22 protein-coding genes and 1 other annotated feature are annotated in these 22,974 nt (G+C 32.9%); of the genes, 14 read left to right on the top strand and 8 right to left on the bottom strand.

Annotated features, from left to right (window positions below):
• Window positions 1–26: 26 nt before the first annotated feature.
• The gene (gene dnaN / locus DW196_RS08045; protein WP_071455928.1) at window positions 27–1,157 is read right to left on the bottom strand and encodes a DNA polymerase III subunit beta; all 1,131 of its coding nucleotides are present in this window, start codon (window positions 1,155–1,157) and stop codon (window positions 27–29) included.
• 160 nt (window positions 1,158–1,317) lie between these two features.
• Window positions 1,318–2,658 carry a chromosomal replication initiator protein DnaA gene (dnaA, locus tag DW196_RS08040; protein ID WP_118250894.1) on the bottom strand — a complete coding sequence of 447 codons (1,341 nt, stop codon included), beginning with the start codon at window positions 2,656–2,658 and terminating at the stop codon, window positions 1,318–1,320.
• A 471-nt stretch (window positions 2,659–3,129) separates the two neighbouring features.
• On the opposite strand from dnaA, the gene rpmH reads away from it, so the two are divergent.
• From rpmH to guaB, 14 genes are all read left to right on the top strand, one after another.
• A complete protein-coding gene (rpmH, locus tag DW196_RS08035) occupies window positions 3,130–3,264 on the top strand; it encodes a 50S ribosomal protein L34 (RefSeq protein WP_071457793.1) in 135 nt (44 codons plus the stop codon).
• 84 nt (window positions 3,265–3,348) lie between these two features.
• Complete coding sequence (gene rnpA / locus DW196_RS08030; RefSeq protein ID WP_118250893.1) at window positions 3,349–3,687, top strand: ribonuclease P protein component; 339 nt, start codon at window positions 3,349–3,351, stop codon at window positions 3,685–3,687.
• A 14-nt stretch (window positions 3,688–3,701) separates the two neighbouring features.
• Window positions 3,702–4,520 (top strand): YidC/Oxa1 family membrane protein insertase, encoded by an 819-nt coding sequence (locus tag DW196_RS08025; RefSeq protein ID WP_370447148.1) that lies wholly within the window; start codon window positions 3,702–3,704, stop codon window positions 4,518–4,520.
• A gap of 18 nt (window positions 4,521–4,538) precedes the next feature.
• The gene (jag, locus tag DW196_RS08020) at window positions 4,539–5,294 is read left to right on the top strand and encodes an RNA-binding cell elongation regulator Jag/EloR (protein ID WP_118250892.1); all 756 of its coding nucleotides are present in this window, start codon (window positions 4,539–4,541) and stop codon (window positions 5,292–5,294) included.
• A gap of 207 nt (window positions 5,295–5,501) precedes the next feature.
• Window positions 5,502–6,896, top strand: coding sequence for a tRNA uridine-5-carboxymethylaminomethyl(34) synthesis GTPase MnmE (mnmE, locus tag DW196_RS08015; RefSeq protein ID WP_118250891.1), 1,395 nt, complete (start codon window positions 5,502–5,504; stop codon window positions 6,894–6,896).
• Window positions 6,897–6,909: 13 nt separating this feature from the next.
• Entirely contained in the window at window positions 6,910–8,817 is a 1,908-nt protein-coding gene (gene mnmG, locus DW196_RS08010) for a tRNA uridine-5-carboxymethylaminomethyl(34) synthesis enzyme MnmG (RefSeq protein ID WP_118250890.1), read from the top strand.
• A 75-nt stretch (window positions 8,818–8,892) separates the two neighbouring features.
• Window positions 8,893–9,501 (top strand): hypothetical protein, encoded by a 609-nt coding sequence (locus DW196_RS08005; protein ID WP_118250889.1) that lies wholly within the window; start codon window positions 8,893–8,895, stop codon window positions 9,499–9,501.
• A 175-nt stretch (window positions 9,502–9,676) separates the two neighbouring features.
• On the top strand, window positions 9,677–10,396 hold the full coding sequence (rsmG, locus tag DW196_RS08000; RefSeq protein ID WP_118250888.1) for a 16S rRNA (guanine(527)-N(7))-methyltransferase RsmG: 720 nt from the start codon (window positions 9,677–9,679) through the stop codon (window positions 10,394–10,396).
• A gap of 58 nt (window positions 10,397–10,454) precedes the next feature.
• Window positions 10,455–11,225, top strand: a complete 771-nt coding sequence (locus tag DW196_RS07995) for a ParA family protein (protein WP_071457784.1) — start codon at window positions 10,455–10,457, stop codon at window positions 11,223–11,225.
• Window positions 11,209–12,093, top strand: coding sequence for a ParB/RepB/Spo0J family partition protein (locus tag DW196_RS07990; protein ID WP_071457783.1), 885 nt, complete (start codon window positions 11,209–11,211; stop codon window positions 12,091–12,093). The genes DW196_RS07995 and DW196_RS07990 overlap by 17 nt, the downstream gene beginning before the upstream one ends.
• A 97-nt stretch (window positions 12,094–12,190) precedes the next feature.
• Window positions 12,191–12,376: a DUF951 domain-containing protein gene (locus DW196_RS07985; RefSeq protein ID WP_071457782.1), complete on the top strand. Its 186-nt coding sequence runs from the start codon at window positions 12,191–12,193 to the stop codon at window positions 12,374–12,376.
• 34 nt (window positions 12,377–12,410) lie between these two features.
• Complete coding sequence (ychF, locus tag DW196_RS07980) at window positions 12,411–13,511, top strand: redox-regulated ATPase YchF (protein ID WP_071457781.1); 1,101 nt, start codon at window positions 12,411–12,413, stop codon at window positions 13,509–13,511.
• Between the two features lie 23 nt (window positions 13,512–13,534).
• Window positions 13,535–14,239 (top strand): DUF1129 domain-containing protein, encoded by a 705-nt coding sequence (locus tag DW196_RS07975; protein ID WP_158563550.1) that lies wholly within the window; start codon window positions 13,535–13,537, stop codon window positions 14,237–14,239.
• Window positions 14,240–14,364: 125 nt separating this feature from the next.
• Complete coding sequence (gene guaB, locus DW196_RS07970) at window positions 14,365–15,846, top strand: IMP dehydrogenase (protein ID WP_118250886.1); 1,482 nt, start codon at window positions 14,365–14,367, stop codon at window positions 15,844–15,846.
• A gap of 362 nt (window positions 15,847–16,208) precedes the next feature.
• On the opposite strand, the gene serS is transcribed toward guaB, so the two are convergent.
• The 6 genes from serS to DW196_RS07940 form a co-directional block, all read right to left on the bottom strand.
• Window positions 16,209–17,483, bottom strand: coding sequence for a serine--tRNA ligase (serS, locus tag DW196_RS07965; RefSeq protein ID WP_071457779.1), 1,275 nt, complete (start codon window positions 17,481–17,483; stop codon window positions 16,209–16,211).
• A gap of 62 nt (window positions 17,484–17,545) precedes the next feature.
• Window positions 17,546–17,773, bottom strand: a binding site (T-box leader).
• Window positions 17,774–17,811: 38 nt separating this feature from the next.
• Window positions 17,812–18,111 carry a MazG-like family protein gene (locus DW196_RS07960; protein ID WP_118250885.1) on the bottom strand — a complete coding sequence of 100 codons (300 nt, stop codon included), beginning with the start codon at window positions 18,109–18,111 and terminating at the stop codon, window positions 17,812–17,814.
• A 15-nt stretch (window positions 18,112–18,126) separates the two neighbouring features.
• The gene (locus DW196_RS07955; protein WP_118250884.1) at window positions 18,127–19,413 is read right to left on the bottom strand and encodes a serine hydrolase; all 1,287 of its coding nucleotides are present in this window, start codon (window positions 19,411–19,413) and stop codon (window positions 18,127–18,129) included.
• 50 nt (window positions 19,414–19,463) lie between these two features.
• Window positions 19,464–20,729, bottom strand: coding sequence for a serine hydrolase (locus tag DW196_RS07950; RefSeq protein ID WP_158563549.1), 1,266 nt, complete (start codon window positions 20,727–20,729; stop codon window positions 19,464–19,466).
• 92 nt (window positions 20,730–20,821) lie between these two features.
• On the bottom strand, window positions 20,822–21,976 hold the full coding sequence (locus tag DW196_RS07945) for a cell wall metabolism sensor histidine kinase WalK (RefSeq protein ID WP_071457775.1): 1,155 nt from the start codon (window positions 21,974–21,976) through the stop codon (window positions 20,822–20,824).
• Window positions 21,960–22,646: a response regulator transcription factor gene (locus DW196_RS07940; protein ID WP_071457774.1), complete on the bottom strand. Its 687-nt coding sequence runs from the start codon at window positions 22,644–22,646 to the stop codon at window positions 21,960–21,962. The genes DW196_RS07945 and DW196_RS07940 overlap by 17 nt, the downstream gene beginning before the upstream one ends.
• Window positions 22,647–22,974: the final 328 nt, after the last annotated feature.

Below are 22,974 nucleotides of genomic sequence, written 5' to 3'. Positions count from 1 at the left end.
TCACGTTATAAGTGAGGAATTCATATTTAATTAGTTCGGACAGGGGTAATTAATTGAATAAATTCAATGTCTCCATCTTTAGGTTGTAGTGTAAAGGGACGAATAGGTGAAATAAAACGAATTGTAATATCAATATCACCAAAAGATTTTAATGATGCTTTCATATAATCTGGATTAAAAGATATAACTATAGGTTCTCCTTCAACTTCTAAGTAAGATAATTTCTCCTCTACATTTCCAATTTCTGGTGAATTTCCATATATAGTAACATTCTCTGAATCAATTGACAGTTTGACTATATTATTTCGACCCTCATGAGACAATAAAGATGCTCTATCTATTGCTGATAAAAGATTAGAAACATTAAAGTTTATTTCTGTATTAAAACTTGTAGGTATTAATCGATTTGTATCTGGATAATTACCTTCTAATAGTCGAGAATAAAAGTTCATAGTTTCTGTTCTAAATAAAATCTGATTATCCATTATAGATATATCAACTAATTCTTCTTCATCTTTAAAAGAACGTGATAATTCGAGTAAACTTTTTCCAGGAATAACGACATCAAATACTTGATTTACATTATCTAATTCAATTTTTCGTTGACTTAGTCGATGACTATCTGTTGCCACAGCTAGCAATTGGCTGTTATTCAATGTTAAATGTACCCCTGTGAGTATTGGTTTACTTTCTTGAGAAGATACTGCGAAAACAGTTTCGCTAATTAGTTTATTTAATACCCTAGCAGGTAATTTGAAGCTTGTTTTATCATCTACAATAGGTAATTGAGGGTAACTCTCTGCATTTAATCCATTAACATTAAATAAAGCTTTACCTGATGTAATAATGACTTGATTATTTTCTATTAACTCTAATGTTAATGTTTGCTCGGGTAATTTTTTGATAATTTCATTAAAAAAGCGAGCTTGAATTACAATAGAGCCAGTTGATTCAATTAACATATTCGCTTTTTCATTGTTTACATTTAAAAATGTTTCAATAGATATATCAGCATTACTTCCTGTAAGAGTTAAACCTGATTCTGTAATCGTTAATTTTACTCCCGTTAAAATAGGAATAGTTGTTTTACCTGAAATAGCTCGTTGAACTGTAGCTAATTCTTCTAAAAATGCTGATCTATTTAGGGTAACTTTCATTAAGAGATCTCCTTTTAATTAATATTATATAAAATAGTAGTAGTAGTAGGTGCTGTTCATACTGTGGAAAAACCTTTTTTGTGGATAACTGGTAAAGGATTCAGCTTGTTGAAAAACTGTGGATAAATTAATATTAAATTTTGTTTTTTTCCACAGCTTTTCAAAGAAGTTTTTGTTTAATATCATTTACTTCTTTTTGTATAGTTATATCTTTTTCAATTAATTGTTGAATTTTTTCATGTGCATGTATGACTGTCGTATGATCTTTACCACCAAATTCTGCACCAATTTTTGGTAAAGAATTATCTGTTAATTCACGAGATAAATACATAGCGATTTGTCTAGGAACAACGATGGTTTTGACACGTTTTTTTCCCTTTAAATCTTTTAATTGCAGATGATAATACTTACATACTTCTTCTTGAATACCTAAAATAGATAATTCACTTTTTTCTTTCAAAGGTTTTAAACTTTTTAATGCATCAGCAGCCAGACTAGTTGTAATATCTTGCCCTTTCATTGTTGAAAAAGCTTGTACACGTACTAGGGCACCTTCTAATTCGCGTATATTTGAATCTATTTGACCAGCGATATAGGATAATGTATCGTCTGGAATTTCTAATCCTTCTGCATCTGCTTTTTTACGCAAAATGGCAATACGCGTTTCTAAATCAGGAGGTGTTATGTCTACTGATAATCCCCAAGCAAATCTTGATACCAATCGCTCTTGTAATTTTGGAATTTCATTTGGTAAACGATCACTAGTCAATACAATTTGATGACCCTCGTTATAAAGTGTATTGAATGTATGGAAAAATTCTTCTTGTGTCCCCTCTTTATCAGCAAAAAACTGAATATCATCAACTAGTAGTAAATCTACATTACGATATTCTTGCCTAAAATCTTCAGAAGTACTGTTTTTAATTGAATTAATATAGTCGTTTGCAAATGACTCACTTGTAACATATTTTATTTTAGCGTCAACATTATTTGCCAACATTTGGTGTCCAATAGCATGCATTAGATGTGTTTTCCCTAGTCCTACACCACCATAGAAGAATAGTGGATTATATGTGGCTCCGGGGTCTTCTGAAACAACTAATGCAGCCGCATGAGCCATCTGATTTCCTTTTCCTATGACGAAGGTGTCAAAGGTATATTTAGAGTTTAGTAACGCTTTTTTACTATTTTTTTTGACAATGTTTGGTAATTCTACAGGAGAATCTTTTTTTGTTTTGGTTACAATAGGCTCATCGTCTTGAATAATAAAAACAGGCGTAATTTCTTCACCTGTTAATTCAAAACCAGTTTCTACAATTTTTGCAGCTAAATTTTTTTCCCAGTAATTTTTATGTAAATCTGATGGTAGTTCGATTGTTAATATATTATTTTGCAAATTAATCGGTTTTGCAGGATCAATCCAGGCACTAAAACTTGGAGAAGTTAGTGATTTACGATAGTTTTCAACAAGTTCCTGCCAAATAAAATTAAAATCGGGCATAGTTATCCCCCTAACTCATATAGTCTTTTATATTCTAGCACTAAAAAAAAAAGTTTTCCACTGAATTTTTTAGTTGTGGATACTTTATTATCAAGTCTTAATAAAAGATATGCACAGCTTGTTTTTTTTTGTGCATATCTTTTTTAAAATTTATTTATTAACAAGATATACACAAATACAAACGTTAATTTTATAATATTTTATCACAGTTATTAACAGGTTAAGTAACGCTTGTTGATAACTTTTAAATAGTTGTGTTTTTGTTGATAACTCATGATTAAGTATATATCTTTTTTTTATTACTTATCATTTTTTAACAGGGATGTCATTAAATTTTATATTTTGTGGATAAGTATATATCAAGAAGAATCTCAATACAGTTGACAAAAGGTGATATTTATTTGTATAATGTCATAGTCTGTCTAATGTGATTATTTAGAAAGCATATTAGTTTATAGGAGGTGTATGAGGATGAAAAGAACATATCAACCAAAAAAACGTAAACGTCAAAAAGTTCATGGGTTCCGCAAACGTATGAGCACTAAAAACGGTCGCCGTGTATTAGCAAGTAGACGTCGTAAAGGAAGAAAAGTATTAGCAGCATAAATCACTGACTCTACGAATCAGTGATTTTTTTTTATAATAAATTAAAAAAAAGCGGACTTTATGCTATGATAAGAGTGGTTTAATATGAAAAAAGCGTATCGAATTAAAAAAGAAAAAGAATTTCAACAAATAATTGAGAATAAGCAATCTTTTGCGAATAGAAATTTTATTGTGTACGTCTATGAATCACCTGAAAATACTCATTTTCGTGTAGGGTTATCTGTAGGAAAAAAAGTAGGAAATGCTGTAACACGTAATTATGTGAAACGATTAATACGAACTTCTTTATACGACATGAAAGAGATGATTCAGCCGAATTACAATATTGTATTAATTGCAAGACCTCAAGTCATTAATTTATCTTTAGAAGAAGTAAAGAAAAATATCGTACACGTGTTTAAGTTAGCTAATTTAATGAAATAAGAGAGGGTTAGTCAGTGAAAAATAAGAAAAAATGGTTGTTTATTCTGTCCATGTTTGTTCTTGTCTTTATTTTGACAGGATGTGGTACAGGGGAAATCAATCAAAGTAGTGTGGGATTATGGGATCGGTATATTGTGTATTATTTTGGTGAGGCAATTAAAGCGTTGTCTTTTGGAAATCCAGGGATTGGGATTATCATCTTTACCATTATTATTAGAATAATTTTACTACCATTAATGCATTATCAAACAAAAAGTATGCGTAAGACACAAGAGTTACAACCGAAATTAAAAGAATTACAAGAAAAATATGCATCAAAAGATTCGGAAACAGTTAGAAAGTTACAAGAAGAACAGCAACGTTTGTATAGTGAAGCAGGCGTTAATCCGTTATCAGGATGTTTACCATTATTAGTTCAGTTACCAATCATGATGGCATTGTGGCAAGCAATTTCTCGTATACCAGAATTAACACAAGGAACATTTTTATGGTTAGAGCTAGGTAAGCCAGATCCAACATATATCTTACCGATTCTAGCTGCTATCTTTACTTTTATTAGTACAAGATTAACAACAATGAGCCAATCAAATGTTCAAGGTGCGATGAAGGCGATGAATTATGTGATGCCTTTAATGATTTTATTTATGGGTGTTAAATTAGCTAGTGGTTTATCACTTTATTGGGTAATATCAAATGCATTCCAAGTATTACAAACGTTGTTGATTAATAATCCATATAAATTTAGACGTGAACAAGAAGCAGAAGAACAGCGAAAAAGAGAATTAGAAAAAGCATTGCGTAAAGCAAATACTTCAAAAAAACGAAAAAAATAAACTGAGGGGGTTCGTATTATGCCTACATTTACAGGAGAAAATGTTGATCAAGCCATAAAAAAAGGTTTGGCTTCACTTGATCTAAATCGTGTCGATGCGGATATCTCCATTATTGAAGAGGGAAAAAAAGGGTTTTTAGGTATTGGTAAGAAAGAAGCCGTTGTTTCAGTTGTTGCCAAAGAACCAGAAGTGGAAGAAATTGTTGAAGTAGTAGAAGACAGCATAGCCACAGAAGTTATTGAAGAACCTGTCACTGTTTCACACTCGGAAATAGTGGAAGAAGATAAGTCAGTACCAGTTTCCTCATCACAAGATGTTTCACTTGATGACGCGATTACAGCACTATCATTGTATCTAACAGACATGACAAAAGCATTGGGTGCACCAGCAATGGTTCGAGTACAAAGAGATGATAATCAAGTCGTGTTTCACTTAGATACAGATAAAAAAGGTTTGTTGATCGGGAAGCATGGAAAAGTATTAAATGCTATTCAATATTTATCACAAGTTTATATTCATCGATTGGTTAAAAATCGTTTAACTGTTATTGTAAATGTCGGTGATTACCGTGAAAGACGTGAGATAGTGGTGAAAAGATTGGCTCACCAAGCTGTCAATAAGGTAAGAAATACTTCCCAGCCAGTGTTTTTAGAACCAATGCCGGCCTTTGAACGTAAACAAGTTCATTCCCTTTTGTCTAATGAAAAAGATATAAAAACACATTCTGAAGGTAATGAACCCCATCGCTATTTGGTTGTTGAGTTAAAAAAATAATGATTTAAAAAGTCATACATCTCTTGTATGGCTTTTTTCTTGTCTTTTATATTGTCATCAGACCTAAGAGTATGCTATTATTTTTATGATTATAAATAAGATAGCAGTCAAAGTGCTTATCTACTTTTTTGTATATGCTTTTTTGCATAGGTGAAGGGGTGGAGTGGGCGCTTTTTTATATGTACTTTTTAAGAAAGGAAGGTAAGAATGAATATTACTAAAGAGTTTGACACGATTGCTGCCATTTCAACTCCACCAGGTGAAGGTGCTATTAGTATTGTCCGTTTGAGTGGTGATGATGCGGTGACAATTGCTCAAAGTGTGACGAATTATAAAGAAAAAGATTTAACAAAAGTACCTACTCACACGATTCACTACGGACACATAAAAGACCCTAAAACGAATCAAGTGTTAGACGAAGTGATGTATTCCGTGATGTTAGAGCCTAAGACTTTTACACGCGAAAATATTGTAGAAATTAATTGTCATGGTGGGATGGTAGTAGCGAATCAGATTTTACAACTATTACTAAGACAGGGAGCAAGATTAGCAGAACCAGGTGAATTTACGAAGCGTGCATTTTTAAATGGTCGTATGGATTTATCCCAAGCAGAAGCTGTAATGGATTTAATACAGGCTAAAACAAGTGAATCAATGGATTTAGCTCTTGGACAATTAGATGGTCGTTTATCACAGTTAATTCATTCATTAAGACAAAAATTGTTGGTGGCTTTAGCACAAGTAGAGGTTAATATTGACTACCCTGAGTATGATGATGTCGAAGAGATGACGACTAAAATCATGAAAGAAAAAGCATTTGAAGTAAAAAAAGACATTGCTCATTTATTAGAAACAGCAACACAAGGAAAGATATTGCGAGAAGGATTAGCAACAGCAATTATTGGTCGACCAAATGTTGGAAAGTCTAGTCTTTTAAACGATTTATTACGAGAAGATAAAGCGATTGTGACTGATATTGAAGGAACAACTAGAGATGTTATTGAGGAATTTGTTAATGTTCGTGGTGTACCATTAAAATTAATTGATACTGCAGGGATTCGAGAAACAGAAGATATTGTTGAGAAAATTGGCGTTGAAAGAAGTCGAAAAGCATTATCTGAAGCAGATTTAGTGTTACTTGTGTTAAATCAAAGTGAACCTATTACAGAGATGGATCGTGAGCTGATCACTTTAACAAAAGATATGCAACGTATCGTCTTACTAAACAAAAATGATTTACCAAATAAATTAGATAAAGATGAATTACAAAATTTATTAGGGGAAACACCATTCTTACCAATATCAGTTTTAGAAGGTAGAGGCATTGATTTATTAGAACAGTTAATAAAAGACACATTTTTTGCTTCTAATACGTCTGAAAAAGATGCAACATATATTTCCAACACAAGACACGTAGCACTGCTAGAACAAGCTGATATGGCTCTTGATGAAGTATTAGAAGGAATAGAAGTTGATATGCCTGTTGATTTGTTGCAAATTGATATGACAAGAGCATGGGATTTACTGGGGGAAATTATGGGCGAGAATGTTCAAGATGAATTAATTACCCAGTTATTTAGTCAGTTCTGTTTAGGAAAATAAGGAGATTAACGTAATGGAAAATACTGAAATAAGAGATTATGATGTCATTGTCGTCGGTGGTGGTCATGCGGGTTCTGAAGCGTCGTTAGCAGCAGCAAGAATGGGCATGAGTACATTACTTGTGACATTGAATTTAGATATGATTGGTTTTATGCCATGTAATCCATCAATCGGAGGACCAGCTAAAGGAGTAGTGGTTCGCGAAATTGATGCGTTAGGTGGAGAGATGGGGAGAAATATTGATAAAACTTATATTCAAATGCGTATGCTCAACACAGGTAAAGGTCCAGCTGTAAGAGCCTTACGAGCACAGGCGGATAAACATGCATATCAATCTGAATTAAAACATACACTAGAAAAAGAAGATAATCTGGTAGTCAAACAAGGAATCGTTGAAAAATTATTAGTCAAAGATGATGTGTGTTATGGTGTTGAGTTAAGTACAGGAATACAATATACAAGTAAGGCAGTCATCATTACAGCAGGAACTGCTTTACGTGGAGAAATTATTATTGGCGAATTAAAATATTCATCAGGACCCAACAATTCACTACCGTCTATCGGATTAGCAAATAACTTAAAAGAGATTGGTTTAGAGATTGAACGATTCAAAACGGGCACACCACCGCGCGTAAAATCAAGCACAATTGATTATTCGGTGACAGAAGAACAACCAGGAGACAAGCAACCAAATCATTTTAGCTTTGAAAGTCATGATGAAAACTATCGGACAGATCAATTACCTTGTTGGTTAACTTACACGAATTTAGATACTCACACATTGATTCGTGACAATCTACACCGAGCGCCTATGTTTACTGGGATTGTGGAAGGAGTGGGCGCAAGATATTGTCCATCCATTGAAGATAAAATTGTGCGTTTTAGTGATAAACCACGTCATCAAATCTTTTTAGAGCCAGAAGGAGAACATACTGAAGAAGTCTATGTACAAGGATTATCAACGTCATTACCAGAAGATGTGCAAAAAGAGATGGTTCAGAGTATTGAAGGGTTAGAACAAGCTAAAATTATGCGTAGTGGTTATGCGATTGAATATGATGTAGTTGTTCCACATCAATTACGTCCAACTCTTGAAACAATGAAAATCTCTGGTCTTTATACAGCGGGACAGACAAATGGAACATCAGGTTATGAAGAAGCGGCTTGTCAAGGGTTAATGGCAGGGATCAATGCTGCATTAAAGATTCAAGGTAAAGAACCATTTATCTTAAAAAGAAGTGATGCTTATATAGGTGTATTGATAGATGATTTAGTAACAAAAGGAACAAATGAGCCATATCGTTTATTAACATCTCGTGCTGAATATCGTTTATTATTACGTCATGATAATGCTGATTTACGTTTAACAGATATGGGGCATGAAATCGGGTTAGTTGATGATACGCGTTTTGCTCAGTATCAAGAGAAAAAAGAGATGGTAGAAAATGAATTAGAACGTTTAGGAAAGATTAGATTGAAGCCAACACAAGAAATTCAAACATTCCTTGAAGAAAGAGGGTTAGCGCCATTAAAAGATGGTATTCTAGCACGTGATTTTCTAAAACGTCCAGAAATCACTTATCATGATTTGAGCCAGTTTATTCCAAGTCCTGAAAAAGAACTTCCACGTTATGTAATTGAACAGGTAGAAATACAAGTGAAGTATGAAGGATACATCAAAAAAGCAAAAGATAAAGTAGAAAAACTAAAACGAATGGAAGCAAAACGTATTCCAGAAAATATTGATTATAAAGCGATTAATAGTTTAGCAACAGAAGCAGTGCAAAAGTTAGAAAAAATTAGACCTGAGACGATTGCTCAAGCAAGTCGTATTAGTGGAGTTAACCCATCTGATATTAGTATTCTGATGGTATATATTGAACAAGGTAAAATAGCAAAGATAGACAGTGAAAAGGCCTAGAAATAGGTCTTTTTTATTTTAAATAAATCACAAAAGGAACGATACTTTGATATAATAGAATTAGAGGTGAATACTATGACGAGTGTATCAATTATTATTGGAATTATTGCTATTTTATTAAGTAGTTTTTCCATATACTTGACTAATCAGGTAAATAAAAAAATAACAGAAAAACAAACAAAGCAAGATAAAGATATTAGTAAACTTTCTGCTAAACAAGAAAGCTTTATATTCATGACACAAAAGCAATATGAAAAAGAATACAATTTGTTTTGGAACTTGTTTGATTTATTACAAAAAACAATCGATAAAACGAAAAGTGTGAAAGGTAGTTTACAGTTGCTACATGAGAATACGGAAACAAGTTTAGAAGAAACTTATATAAAATTAATTCAAGAAGGAATAGTGAAAAGTAGCGAATATTTAAATGAATTAGATAACAAATTAGATCAATATGAACCATTTATACAAGAGGAATTTTTTAGAGATTTTAAGTGTCTAATAAAGGAATTGAGAGGATTTCAACAAAGAAGATATAACTATTTTTATTATGAAGATGTAACTACCGACGCAATTAATAGTTTTATTAGAGACATTGAATCAACACTAAATACTGTTGATGAAAAAAGAGTAAAAATAGTAGGTTTTTTAAGAGCGTATTTTGAAAATATTAGAACAAGTTAAAATGTTCCACGTGAAACATTTGGGAAATAATATTAGATTAAAAGCAAACTTATGTATTAGTTAAGTTTGCTTTTTTTATTAAAAACAAGTTCTCGCCATTGAACTTTTTCTGTAGATACGATAAAGTGTATTTATCCGTGAAACACTATTTTGTTTCACATGAAGGAGAATGAAGATGACCCCAGAAGAGTTTAAAAATAGTTTGAAAGAACATGGGATAGAGTTAAATGACGAGCAAATGGCTCGGTATGAATTGTATTTCAAACGGCTTGTTGAATGGAATGAGAAAATCAACTTAACAGCAATTACTGAAAAAGAAGATGTTTATTTAAAACACTTTTACGATTCACTAACATTAGCTTTTGAACGAGATATGACAAGAGATGGTTTAAGTTTATGTGATGTTGGATCAGGAGCAGGTTTTCCTAGTATACCACTAAAAATAGCTTTTCCTAATATGGAAATTTCAATTGTAGATTCTTTAAATAAGCGAATTAATTTTTTAAGAGAGCTTACTAACGAATTAGGATTAGAACAAGTTAATTTATATCATTCAAGAGCAGAGGATTTTGGACAAAATAAAGAGTTTCGTGAAACATTTGATTTAGTGACAGCTAGAGCGGTAGCTAGGTTAAATGTATTAGCAGAATTATGCTTACCGTTAGTAAAGAAAGACGGTCAATTTTTAGCGATGAAAGCTGCTAAAGTTGAGGAAGAATTAGTTGAAGCTAAAAAAGCAATAGCAACACTTGGTGGTAAAGTTGTATCAGAACATGAGGTTAGTTTGCCTATAACAGAAGATGAACGATTTATTATTGAAATAGATAAAAAGAAAGTTACACCAAATAAATATCCTCGTAAAGCAGGATTACCAAATAAAAAACCATTAGTATAAAAATAAAGGTGCCTGATGAATCATTAGACACAATGAGTAAGAAACGGAGGGACCTATTATGGCTAGAATTATTTCTGTAGCAAACCAAAAAGGTGGAGTTGGAAAAACGACCACTACAGTCAATCTTGGTGCGTGTTTAGCGTACGAAGGAAAAAAAGTATTATTAGTAGATATGGATGCACAAGGAAATGCGACAAGTGGTATAGGCATACGTAAAGCGGATGTATCTCAAGACATTTATGATGTCTTAGTTAATGAAGTTCCCATCACTGAAGTCATTCAACAAACAAATAGAGAAGGAATGGATATCGCACCAGCGACGATTCAACTATCTGGAGCAGAAATTGAGTTAACATCTATGATGGCAAGAGAATCACGACTAAAACTTGCTCTAAAAGAAGTGGAAGATAAATATGATTATATATTAATCGATTGTCCACCATCGTTAGGCCATTTAACAATCAATTCATTTACATCGAGTGATTCCATTTTAATTCCTGTTCAGTGTGAATATTATGCACTAGAAGGATTAAGCCAATTGTTAAATACGATACGTTTAGTACAAAAACACTTTAATCCGGATTTACGTATAGAAGGTGTGTTGTTGACGATGTATGACGCTAGGACGAATTTAGGTTCAGAAGTAGTAGAAGAAGTTCGAACTTATTTTAGAGAGCGAGTATATGACACTATTATTCCAAGAAATGTAAGATTGTCTGAAGCACCTAGTCACGGTAAAGCGATTATTGATTATGATCCAAAATCTAGAGGTGCAGAAGTGTATCAAGCACTAGCAAAGGAAGTGATGAATCGTGAGCAAGCCGAATAAAGGATTAGGACGAGGAATTGATGCATTATTTCAAGATTTATCAACAATAGAAGAGGTTGACATTCAATCTGAAACGGTTCAAGATTTGCCATTATCTGATTTGAGACCAAACCCATATCAACCTCGGAAAACATTTGATGAAAAAGCGTTAGAAGAATTAGCTGATTCGATTAAGCAATCAGGTGTATTTCAACCTATTATAGTGAGAAAGTCATCTGTTAAAGGATATGAAATTATTGCAGGTGAACGCCGTTTTAGAGCATCGAAACTTGCTGGTAAAGAAACAATCCCAGCGATTGTACGCGAGTTTGATGAAGCGCGTATGATGCAAGTGGCTGTATTAGAAAACTTGCAAAGAGAAGATTTAAATCCGTTAGAAGAAGCAGAAGCTTATGAAATGTTAATGAAAAATCTTGATTTAACACAGGTTGAGCTATCTGAAAAATTAGGAAAGAGTCGTCCATACATAGCAAATTACCTACGTTTATTAAGTTTGCCTAAAGTAGTGAAAGATTTAGTACAAAATGAGTCTCTATCAATGGGACAAGCTAGAACGTTACTAGGATTGAAGAAAAAAGAAGATATTTTAATCGTAGCAAATAGGGCAATTAAAGAAGGATTAACAGTTCGACAATTGGAACAAATTGTCAACCAGATGAATGACGTGACTAAAAAAGACTCCTCTAAAAAGAAAGAACAGACTCCAAAGCCATACTATATCACTGAAAGTGAAGAGCGATTAATGGATAAATTTGGAACAAGTGTTAGTATTCAAGAAAAAGAAGGAAAAGGTAAAATAGAAATAGAATATTTATCTAATTCCGATTTGACTAGAATTTTAGATATTTTAGACATTCAATTTGATTAATTTAGTATCAAAAATCACACGAAAACTAGTATAAATATAATAGAACTGTGTTAAGATATATCACGTAGTATGACAAAAATCGAGGAGAGATGTTCATATGTATGATTTAGGTGACGTTGTCGAGATGAAAAAACCACATGCCTGTCAAACGAATCGATGGGAAATAATTCGTATGGGAATGGATATCAAAATAAGATGCTTAAATTGTCAGCATATTGTCATGATGCCTCGACGAGAATTTGAGAAGAAAATGAAAAAAGTGTTGGAGAAGAAAGAAGACTAATTTAAAGAATTTAAGAGAAAGAGTGGAAATAAATATGTCATTAACAGCCGGAATAGTTGGGTTACCTAATGTTGGAAAATCAACTTTATTTAATGCAATTACAAAAGCGGGTGCAGAAGCGGCTAACTATCCTTTTGCAACGATTGATCCAAATGTGGGAATGGTGGAAGTACCAGATTATCGTTTGGAAGAATTAACAAAATTAGTAAAACCTAAAAAAACAGTACCTGCAACATTTGAGTTTACTGACATTGCAGGGATTGTTAGAGGAGCAAGTAAAGGTGAAGGGTTAGGAAATAAATTCTTAAGTCACATTCGTCAAGTTGATGCTATCTGTCATGTCGTGCGTTGTTTTGATGATGATAACATCACACACGTTGAAGGTCGTGTTGATCCATTAGCAGATATTGATACGATTAATTTAGAGTTAGTGTTAGCGGATTTAGAATCAGTTGACAAACGTTTAGCTCGTGTCTCAAAAATAGCTAAGACAAAAGATAAAGAAGCAGTAGCAGAACTAGCTGTTTTAGAAAAAATTAAGCCAGTATTGGAAGAAGGTAAATCTGCTAGATCGATTGAATTTACAGATGATGAATTACCAATTGTTAAAGGATTATTCCTATTAACAACTAAACCTGTACTATATGTAGCCAACGTGGCTGAAGATGAGATAGCAGATGTTGAAAATAATAATTATGTCAAACAAGTAAAAGAATTTGCAGCAACTGAAAATGCAGAAGTGATTACTGTATGTGCAAGAGCTGAAGAAGAAATAGCTGAACTTGATGAAGATGATAAAAAAGATTTCTTAGAAGCATTAGGTATTGAAGAATCAGGTTTAGATAAATTAATTCGTACAGCGTATCATTTATTAGGGTTAGCAACTTATTTTACAGCTGGAGAACAAGAAGTACGTGCTTGGACATTTAAAGTAGGGATGAAAGCACCTGAATGTGCGGGTATTATTCATACAGATTTCGAGCGTGGCTTTATCCGTGCTGAAACTGTATCGTTTATAGATTTAAAAGAATACGGCAGCATGAGTGCAGCAAAAGATGCTGGACGTGTACGTTTAGAAGGGAAAGATTACGTTGTACAAGATGGCGACGTAATGTTGTTCCGTTTTAATGTTTAATGGAAAGAATAGGTGACAAGAGTATGTCTGAGTTAACAAATGAAGAATTGCAACAAAAAGTTGCAGAAAACCGTGAATTAGAAAAACAATTAACTAAAAAAAATGATCAGTTTATATTTGATTTAAAAAAGATACTTGATGAAGAAGGCGTAGAAGTTGATGAACGCCAAAAAATAGAAACATTCAATACTATGTTAAAAGAACTTGTAGAAGGGCAAAAAACAGGTCTGACAGCGAAGCACCTATATGGTACGCCAACAGAAGCTGTTGTATTTATAACAACAAAGCCAGCAGCGCCACTTAAAACTAATTTTGGTTCGATGTGGTTAGATAATAGCTTATTACTATTTACTTTTTTATCAGTTATGACAGGTATCTTAACCATGGTATCTAAATCACCACAACCGACACAAGGCATATTAAGTATCACGATTGGTGCGATGTCAGGTGGTCTATCATTTTACTTAATCTATCGTTATATTTATATATACGATATGCCAGGAGCTGATAGAAGTAAACGACCTGGTGTATGGAAGACAGGTGGGATTATGGCATTATGCTTTATCCCGTGGTTAATGATTTTTTCATTATCTGCGTTTATCCCACATGCAATCAATCCTTCACTTGACCCAGTTTTAACGCTTATTTTAGGTGTGGTAGCATTTGGTATCCGTTACTTATTAAAGAAAAAATACAATATTCAAGGAAGTATGTTTTTACGTCCTTAAAAATAAGAAGACCAAACATTTTTTAAAGAAAATTTGTTTGGTTTTTCGTTTATATAAGATTGACGAATAACAGATTATTTGGTAAGTTTGTTAATAAAACAAAATTAAAGGAGTGCGAATTTCTAATGTCAAATTGGGAAACTAAATTTTCAAAAAAAGGGTATACATTTGATGATGTTCTATTAATTCCAGCTGAAAGTCATGTATTGCCAAACGATGTCGATTTAAGTGTTGAATTATCATCTAAGATTAAGTTGAATATTCCAATTATGAGTGCCAGTATGGATACTGTTACAGACAGTAAAATGGCAATTGCTATGGCTAGACAAGGTGGTTTAGGTGTTATCCATAAAAACATGAGCGTAGAGCAACAAAAAGATGAGGTAAGAAAAGTAAAACGTTCTGAAAGTGGCGTTATTATCGATCCATTCTTTTTAACACCAGAACACAAGGTAAGTGATGCAGAGCATTTAATGGCTAAATATCGTATTAGTGGTGTACCCATTGTAGATACATTAGAAAATAGAACATTAGTTGGTATTTTGACAAACCGTGATTTACGTTTTGTGACTGACTATAATTTAATGATTAAAGATGTTATGACAAAAGAAGGTCTCGTAACAGCTCCAGTTGGAACATCTTTAAAAGATGCAGAAAAAATCCTTCAACAACATAAAATAGAAAAATTACCTATCGTAGATGCTAAAGGTCGATTAAGTGGGTTAATTACGATTAAAGATATTGAAAAAGTGATTGAATTTCCTAATGCCGCAAAAGACGAGCATGGACGTTTATTAGTTGCAGCAGCTGTTGGTGTAACAAGTGATACATTTGAGAGAGCTGGTGCTTTAATTGAAGCTGGTGTTGATGCGTTAGTTATTGATACTGCTCATGGACATAGCGCGGGCGTTATTCGTAAAATTAAAGAAATTCGCGATGCCTTTCCAGATGTCACATTAATTGCAGGGAACGTTGCGACTGCTGAAGCTACTCGAGCGTTATATGATGTAGGTGTTGATGTTGTTAAAGTGGGGATTGGACCAGGATCAATCTGTACAACACGTGTTGTCGCAGGTGTTGGTGTCCCACAATTAACAGCTATTTATGATGCAGCAGGCGTTGCTCGTGAATATGGTCGTACAATCATCGCTGATGGTGGTATTAAGTACTCTGGAGATATCGTAAAAGCATTGGCAGCTGGTGGTTATGTTGTCATGTTAGGCTCAATGTTAGCTGGAACAGATGAGTCTCCAGGTGAATTTGAAATTTTCCAAGGTCGTCGTTTTAAAACATACCGTGGAATGGGTTCTTTAGGAGCTATGGAAAAAGGGTCAAGTGACCGTTATTTCCAAAGTTCTGTTAATGAAGCAAACAAATTAGTTCCCGAAGGTATTGAAGGTCGTGTAGCGTACAAAGGTAGTGTACAAGATATTATCTTCCAAATGCTGGGAGGCTTACGTGCCGGAATGGGTTATGTTGGAGCTGGTAACTTAAAAGAGCTAAGAGACAACGCACAATTTGTTGAAATGAGTGGTGCTGGTTTAAGAGAATCTCATCCTCATGATGTTCAAATTACTAAAGAAGCACCAAATTATTCAATTTCATAAAATGGATCAAAAGAGGTCGGGATTTTCCTGCCTCTTTTTTTAGAAAGAAAGGATTATATTTGAGTAAAGTAGGAATTATTGGATTAGGGCAAGTTGGACCAGATATTGCTTATACTTTATATTACAGAAGGTTAAGTAGATGAATTAGTGTTAATTGATAAAAACAAAAAAAGTAATGGCAGAATATTTAGAACTCACAGATAGTATGATGATGACAGACATTAAGTAAAAGAGTTTGACCCACAAGTCTTAAAATAGAAAAATCCCATGAAATCAGTTTTTCAAAACTGATTTCATGGGATTTTTGTTTTGTAATTGAGTGATTTTCACTTGAAAAGTTATTTAGTTATTTCGTTATTTCGTTATTTCGTAATTTTAGTCATACCACCCATGTAAGGTACAAGTGCTTCTGGTATAGTCACACTACCATCCTCATTTTGGTAGTTCTCTAAAATAGCTGCAACAGTACGTCCGACCGCTAAACCTGATCCATTAAGTGTATGAACGTATTGCACTTTCTCTTCTTCGTCTCTGTAACGAATTTTCGCACGTCTTGCTTGGAAATCCTCACAGTTAGAACAAGAACTGATTTCACGATATGTTTCTTGAGTTGGAATCCAAACTTCGATATCATATGTTTTCGCTGCTGAGAACCCCATATCACCTGTACATAAAATAATTACACGATATGGTAAATTTAATTTCTGTAGAATAGCTTCAGCATTATTTGTCATTTTTTCTAATTCTTCATAAGATGTTTCCGGTTTACTAAATTTCACCATTTCCACTTTGTTGAATTGATGTAATCTAATCAAACCGCGAGTATCTCTACCAGCACTACCAGCTTCTGAACGAAAAGCAGGACTTAAAGCAGTGAAGTAAACAGGTAAGGTATCATTATCTAAGATTTCATCACGATAATAGTTTGTTAATGGTACTTCTGCTGTTGGGATTAATGTGTAATTTGAGTTTTCTAATTGGAAAACATCTTCTTTAAATTTAGGGAATTGTCCAGTACCAAACATTGATTTGTCATTAACAATGTATGGTGGAATCATTTCAGTATACCCGTGTTCATAGATATGAGTATCTAGCATTAGGTTATATACGGCACGTTCTAATCTTGCTCCGGCACCTTTATAGAAAAGGAATCGACTACCAGAAACCTTAGCCCCACGTTCGAAATCAAGAATATCTAATTCTTCCGCAACTTCCCAATGAGGCTTAGCCTCAAAATCAAATTGTTTTGGTGTTTCCCATTTTCTTAATTCAATATTTTCATCTTCGTTATTACCAACGGGAACTCCTTCGGCTGGTAAGTTAGGTAAGGTATGAGCGATATACTCTAGTTGTTCATCAATGGTATGGATATGCTTATCCAGCACTTTTATATCTTCACTAACTTGTTTCATTTCTTGAATTTTATCATCAGCATTTTGTCTTTCACGTTTTAATTTTGCGATATCTTGTGATACATCGTTACGATGTTTTTTTAATGTTTCGACTTTTACTAAGTTATCACGGCGTTCTTGGTCAAGACGAACAAAATCATCAATCTTTTCTCCTTCAACACCACGTGTCATTAGTTTTTCTTTGACTAATTCAGTATTCTGACGTATAAATTTTAAATCTAACATTATTATTTCCTCCTTAGTATTTTAAATAAATAAAAAACTCTCGCCCCAGAAAGCCTATGACCTTCTGGGGCGAGAGATTGAATTCGCGGTACCACCCAAATTTTAGACAAAATAATTGTCTCTATAAGCAATTATTAACGGTTTGCTATTTTGCCGATCTAACTTAGTTCTTATGAGTTCGTTAGATAATCATAGAAAGTGGATTCTTTATTTGTTGTTATTAGCTCACACCAACCGCTAACTCTCTTTAAACACACGTAATAAATACTAGTCTTTCATATTTAGTCTATTTATCAGAAATTATAGCTACTTTTCGTAGTGATGTCAACTACTCTTTAATTTGCATGTGCTTTTCCCATTTACCAGCTTTTTTCTCAATGATACTGTTTAGTTCATCTATGGAGCTACCTTCTAGTTGAAAATATAAGGATAAAGCTACAAGTAAAGTGTCAGCACACTCTTCCTTTAAATCATCTAATGTACCATGTTTGTATTGACTGCCACTGGATTTTTTGTATTTTAAAATTGCTTCGGCTACTTCACCAGTTTCTTCGGCTAGTTTTAACCCCATTTCTTCTAGAGATTTTGGTTCTTTTTTTGCTAAATTAATTAAACGTATGACATCCATTGATAAGAATCTCCTTTATTGATTGAAGGTGACATTTTGAGAAATGATATCATAAAATTCTTTTGTTGCGATGGTATTCGATTTATTGGTTAAGTATTGATTACTGAAATAAATAACCATGTCACTGGCGTCATTATTAAAAATCACAGTGGGTTCATAGCCCCTAAAAATACCGTGTCCCCAGAAAATGGTTGGTCCGTTTTCATCGAGTACTTTTCTGTAAAGACCGGATTTATAATAAGTTGTACCATAAGGAGTAGCTTTTAACCAGGCTGCTTTAATATTATTTAAATCTTCAAATCTTCCATCCATTAGTGCTTGAACAACTATTGCAAAGTCTTTGGGGGATGTATACATGTTTCCTGTTCCTAATTCTCTTACATAAGCATAATCAGGTATCTCATTTTTTGCTGCAGTTCCATTTTCTTCATATACAGGAACGAGGTGAGAATTATCTGACAGTTCAGTATAAAAACCAGTTTCTTTTAGATCCAGTGGTTTTTTCACTGTTTTATTAAAATAGTCTGCATAAGATATGCCTGTAATTTTCTCAATAATCATTGCTAATAATCCAAAATTAACAGGAGAATAGTCCCACTCTGTAGAATTTTGATGTGTTGTTGTTTTTAATATATAATTTTCCCAATCCTTTTGGGTTTTAATTGAAGTTGGGGCTTTTCCAGTATCTAATTTCAATCCCGATGTCATAGATAACATACTATCAATTGTAATTTGATCGCTACCTGGTATTTCCGGAAAGAATTTATTCAAAGTAGTATCTAATGATAATTTATTTTCTGATATGAGAGTCGATATAAGTAATGCTGTATAAAATTTTTGAATCGATGCAATCATATAAGTACTTTCTTGGGCCTTCCAAGGGACATCAGTTGCATAACCAAATGAGTTGTACATTATAACTTGATTATTTTTAATTGCGAGTAAAGTTCCTGATAATTCTCTGGATGCAATATCTTGTTCTAGTTTGTCTTTTAATGGTTTTAGTAGAAGTGGAGTCTCTGTATTTTCGGCAAAATTAGTTCTAGGAGTAAATGTATGAGTTTGTTGTAACGGTTCTGACGAATCAGTAGATGTTGGTTTATCGTCAACGGATGTACTAGAACTAGAAGTTGATTGAGATGTCGCGTGTGTTTTTACAAGAGATGTCAATTCGTTAGGGTACAATGCCATTACTGTAATAATGATACTAATGGTGATTAAACTTCCAATCAAGAAGAATAACAAACCTATCCATTTTTGTTTTCTTTTTAATTTATCATATTCCATACGTGATTTTTTCATTAGCTATTCCTCTTTTTCTATTCATAGAATTAATAAAATAAAAAACAGCATTATTTTATGCTGTTCTTTATTGATCGCCATGCTCTGACAAAAATATTCGCTTTTAATACGTCAGTTTTTGTCATCACATCACTAGTTGCTTGCCCAGTGTCTTTTTGATCGAGATAGCCAAGCTTGTCGTTTATATCAGTCGTAACTTGCTGTCCAACGATATTATTTTTTTTAAGCGGTGCCGAAAGTTTATCGTTTTTTTGATTAAACACCTGTTTTAATTCACTGGTTTGTTTGTTTACCCATAAAGAACTTGAGTTTTTTATAATTAAAGGAACAGTTTCAACTTTTCCATTAGGTACATCTGCTTTCTCAACAATAGCGTTTGAACCAGCTTTGTTAACTTCTTGGTATTCCCAATATGTTTCAATATGTTTTAAGATATTTTTTGTAACTTCAAAACGACTATATTTCTCATCAACATTCATGACAACAGTTATGATACGATGTCCATCTTGAACTGTTGAGCCAATAAAACAAGCTCCTGCATTAGGGGTTGTACCAGTTTTTAATCCATCTACACCTTTAGTATAGTAATATAAATCAGGCAACATCAAATTTGAAGACCAATAAGTTTGTTCATCTTTAGTCCCTTGAAACAAAGTATAGTGAGATTGTTTTGTAATATCTAATACCTCTGGATAATCAGTAATCAAATGTTTTGCGACAATGACCATACTTTTTGCGGACATCATGTTGGCATCGTCATCTTTTGAGTTAGGATATCGATCTTCTTTTGGTAAATCTTGAGTATCGAGGCCGGATGCAGAGATAAAGTGAGCATCCTTGATTCCCCATTCATCTACTTTGAGGTTCATTTGGTCAACAAAAGCCTGTTCGGTACCGGATATTAGTCTGGCGAGGCCAGTAGTAGAAACATTAGCTGAAGAAATGAGCATAGCTTTAAGGCTATCTTCAACAGTATAAGTTAACTCTTTTTTTATAGGAATATTTGATAAGTCAGGATTTTCAGTCATTTTGATAAGAGTATCATCAAAAGGAACAGAATCATTCCAACTTATTTTTCCAGTTTTTACGGATTCGTATACAAGATAGGCAGATATCAGTTTTGTCATTGAAGCGATAGGTAGTACTTCACTACTGTTTTTCTCATATAAAATTTTGCCCGTGTCAAAATCAACCGCAATAGCAGATTTAGCTGGAATATCAAGTTCGTTGCTTGCAGCTAACACATGAATTGGGAATACTGACAAAATAATAAGTAAGACAACTACCTTATATTTGTATTTATTTGATTGTGTCATAGATAGTACACTCCTAATTTTAACTGAACCTAATTTAACAAATTCTATTATATAAAACAATAGGTTCATTAAAGACTCTAAAAATGGTTAGGTTATTGTGCCGGTGCTAAAGGTAGATGTATAGTAAAAGAAGTCCAATTTTTATTTGATTTAGCGTATATATATCCACCGTGAAGAGAAACAATACTTTGAGCTATGGCTAGTCCAAGACCAGTACCTCCAGTTTGTTGTGAACGAGACTCTTCAACACGGTAAAAACGATCAAATAAATGGTCTAAAGCTTCTTGAGGTATAGGATCACCATCATTTTTTACGACTATAACTACTTCGTTTCCAATTTTATCAGATGTTATAATTATTTGTGAACCGTTAACGCCATATTTCAAAGCATTAGATAGAAGGTTATCAAACACCCTTACTAATTTTTCGGTATCTCCTATCATCATTAACGAGTCTTCTTGAGGTATAAAATTTATTAACTTATCTTTTTTGGATGCTTCGAGTTCATAATCTACAGTAAGTTGTTCAATCAATTGATTCATGTCAAATGTAATAGCATTTAACGGTACATTAGATTGTCTGACTTTAGTATACTCAAATAAATCATCAACTAATACTTTCATCTGTTTTGATTTTAAATAGGCAGTATGTGTGTATTTCAATAATTCATCTTCATTTTGGTATTTTCCTTCTTCTATTAAACCCAGATAACCAATGATAGAAGTTAAAGGTGTCCGTATGTCATGGCTAACATTGGTAATTAACTCATCTTTTGATTGTTCAATTCTACGTTCTTCTTCTAATGCATCAACCGTACTATCAACAAGGGCATTGATACTAGTTATTAGTCGTCCTAAGTCACCTTTTAATTCAAAGGGAATACGATGGTTGTAATGTCCATTTGAAATATAATGTAACTCGCTAATAATGTGTTGTTGTTGCATTTGCTTGAAACGTCGAATTAGTCGCCAATATAGTATAATAATATCCGCAAAAACCATTATAAATATTAATGGTTTTTGCCAAAACATCGGGGGACTGGAGTCATAAAAGATATTATATTGTATATGCCACATAAATTCATCAATAGGTAATGAAGTATTTACTATTTGATCGATGAGAATATATAGTGCTAAATTCAGAAGGATCAGTAAAATAATCGTAATGATACCTTCTATTATTAATTCACTAGTTTCCTTTGAGGTTAGCTTAATACTATTCTTTTTTTCATCATCCCTCAATTTTATACCCCACTCCCCAAACTGTTTGGATTACTTTTTCGCCGTTAGTAGCTTCTTCAATCTTATCTCTTAAGTGACTAACATGAACCATGACTGTTTTCGCAGAAACTAAACTTTCTTGTTGCCATACCCTTTCAAAAATTTCTTCAGCACTAAACACACGATTGGGATGACTAGCAAGTAAATAAAGAATGCCGAACTCTAAAGCTGTTAGTTGTATTTTTACACCTTGATCAGTTTCAACTTCATGTGAATCTTTTTTTATAATTAAAGGTCCTACCTCTAATAAGTCAGGTTCTTCAGATTGGACTTGCATATTAGTCCTTCTCAGTAGTGATTTTACACGTGCCATAATTTCTAAAGGATTAAATGGCTTGGTAACATAATCATCAGCGCCAGTAATCAATCCCTGTATTTTATCCATATCAGTTGTTTTAGCTGTTAACATTATAATAGGAATTTGAGATTCTTTTCTTAACTCTTTAACGACTTCTAATCCGTTCATTTTTGGCATCATAATATCAAGAATTAATAATGCGATGTTAGGATTTGTAATAATCTTACTAAGAGCTTCCTTACCATCATAAGCTTTAACGACGTCATATCCTTCGTTCTTTATATAGATGCTTAATAGTTCAACAATTTCTTTATCATCATCAGCTACTAGTATTTGCATGTTGAATTCCTCCTAATTATTTATATTACCCATTGTATCAAATAAATTAAAATAAAAAATAAATTAAAAAATATGTTTACTTTTTTTTAAATAAGTAGTATATTAAATGAGTTGTTATTTTATTAAAAATACTTTTAAAAATATGTTGACGAATCAATGATATGTGTGTTATCATCATCTAGTTGCTTCCTATATTATATATTTTTAAATTTAAAAAAATGATAAAAAGGTATTGACAACAAATTATCGTTTTGATATGATATAAAAGTTGTTACGGCAACAAAGTTTAGACCTTTGAAAACTGAACAAAGTAAGACAAACCAAATGT

The sequence above is a fragment of the Vagococcus sp. AM17-17 genome (assembly GCF_003471765.1).
GTDB lineage: Bacteria > Bacillota > Bacilli > Lactobacillales > Vagococcaceae > Vagococcus > Vagococcus teuberi.
This window is presented reverse-complemented; position numbering and strand designations above follow the sequence as displayed.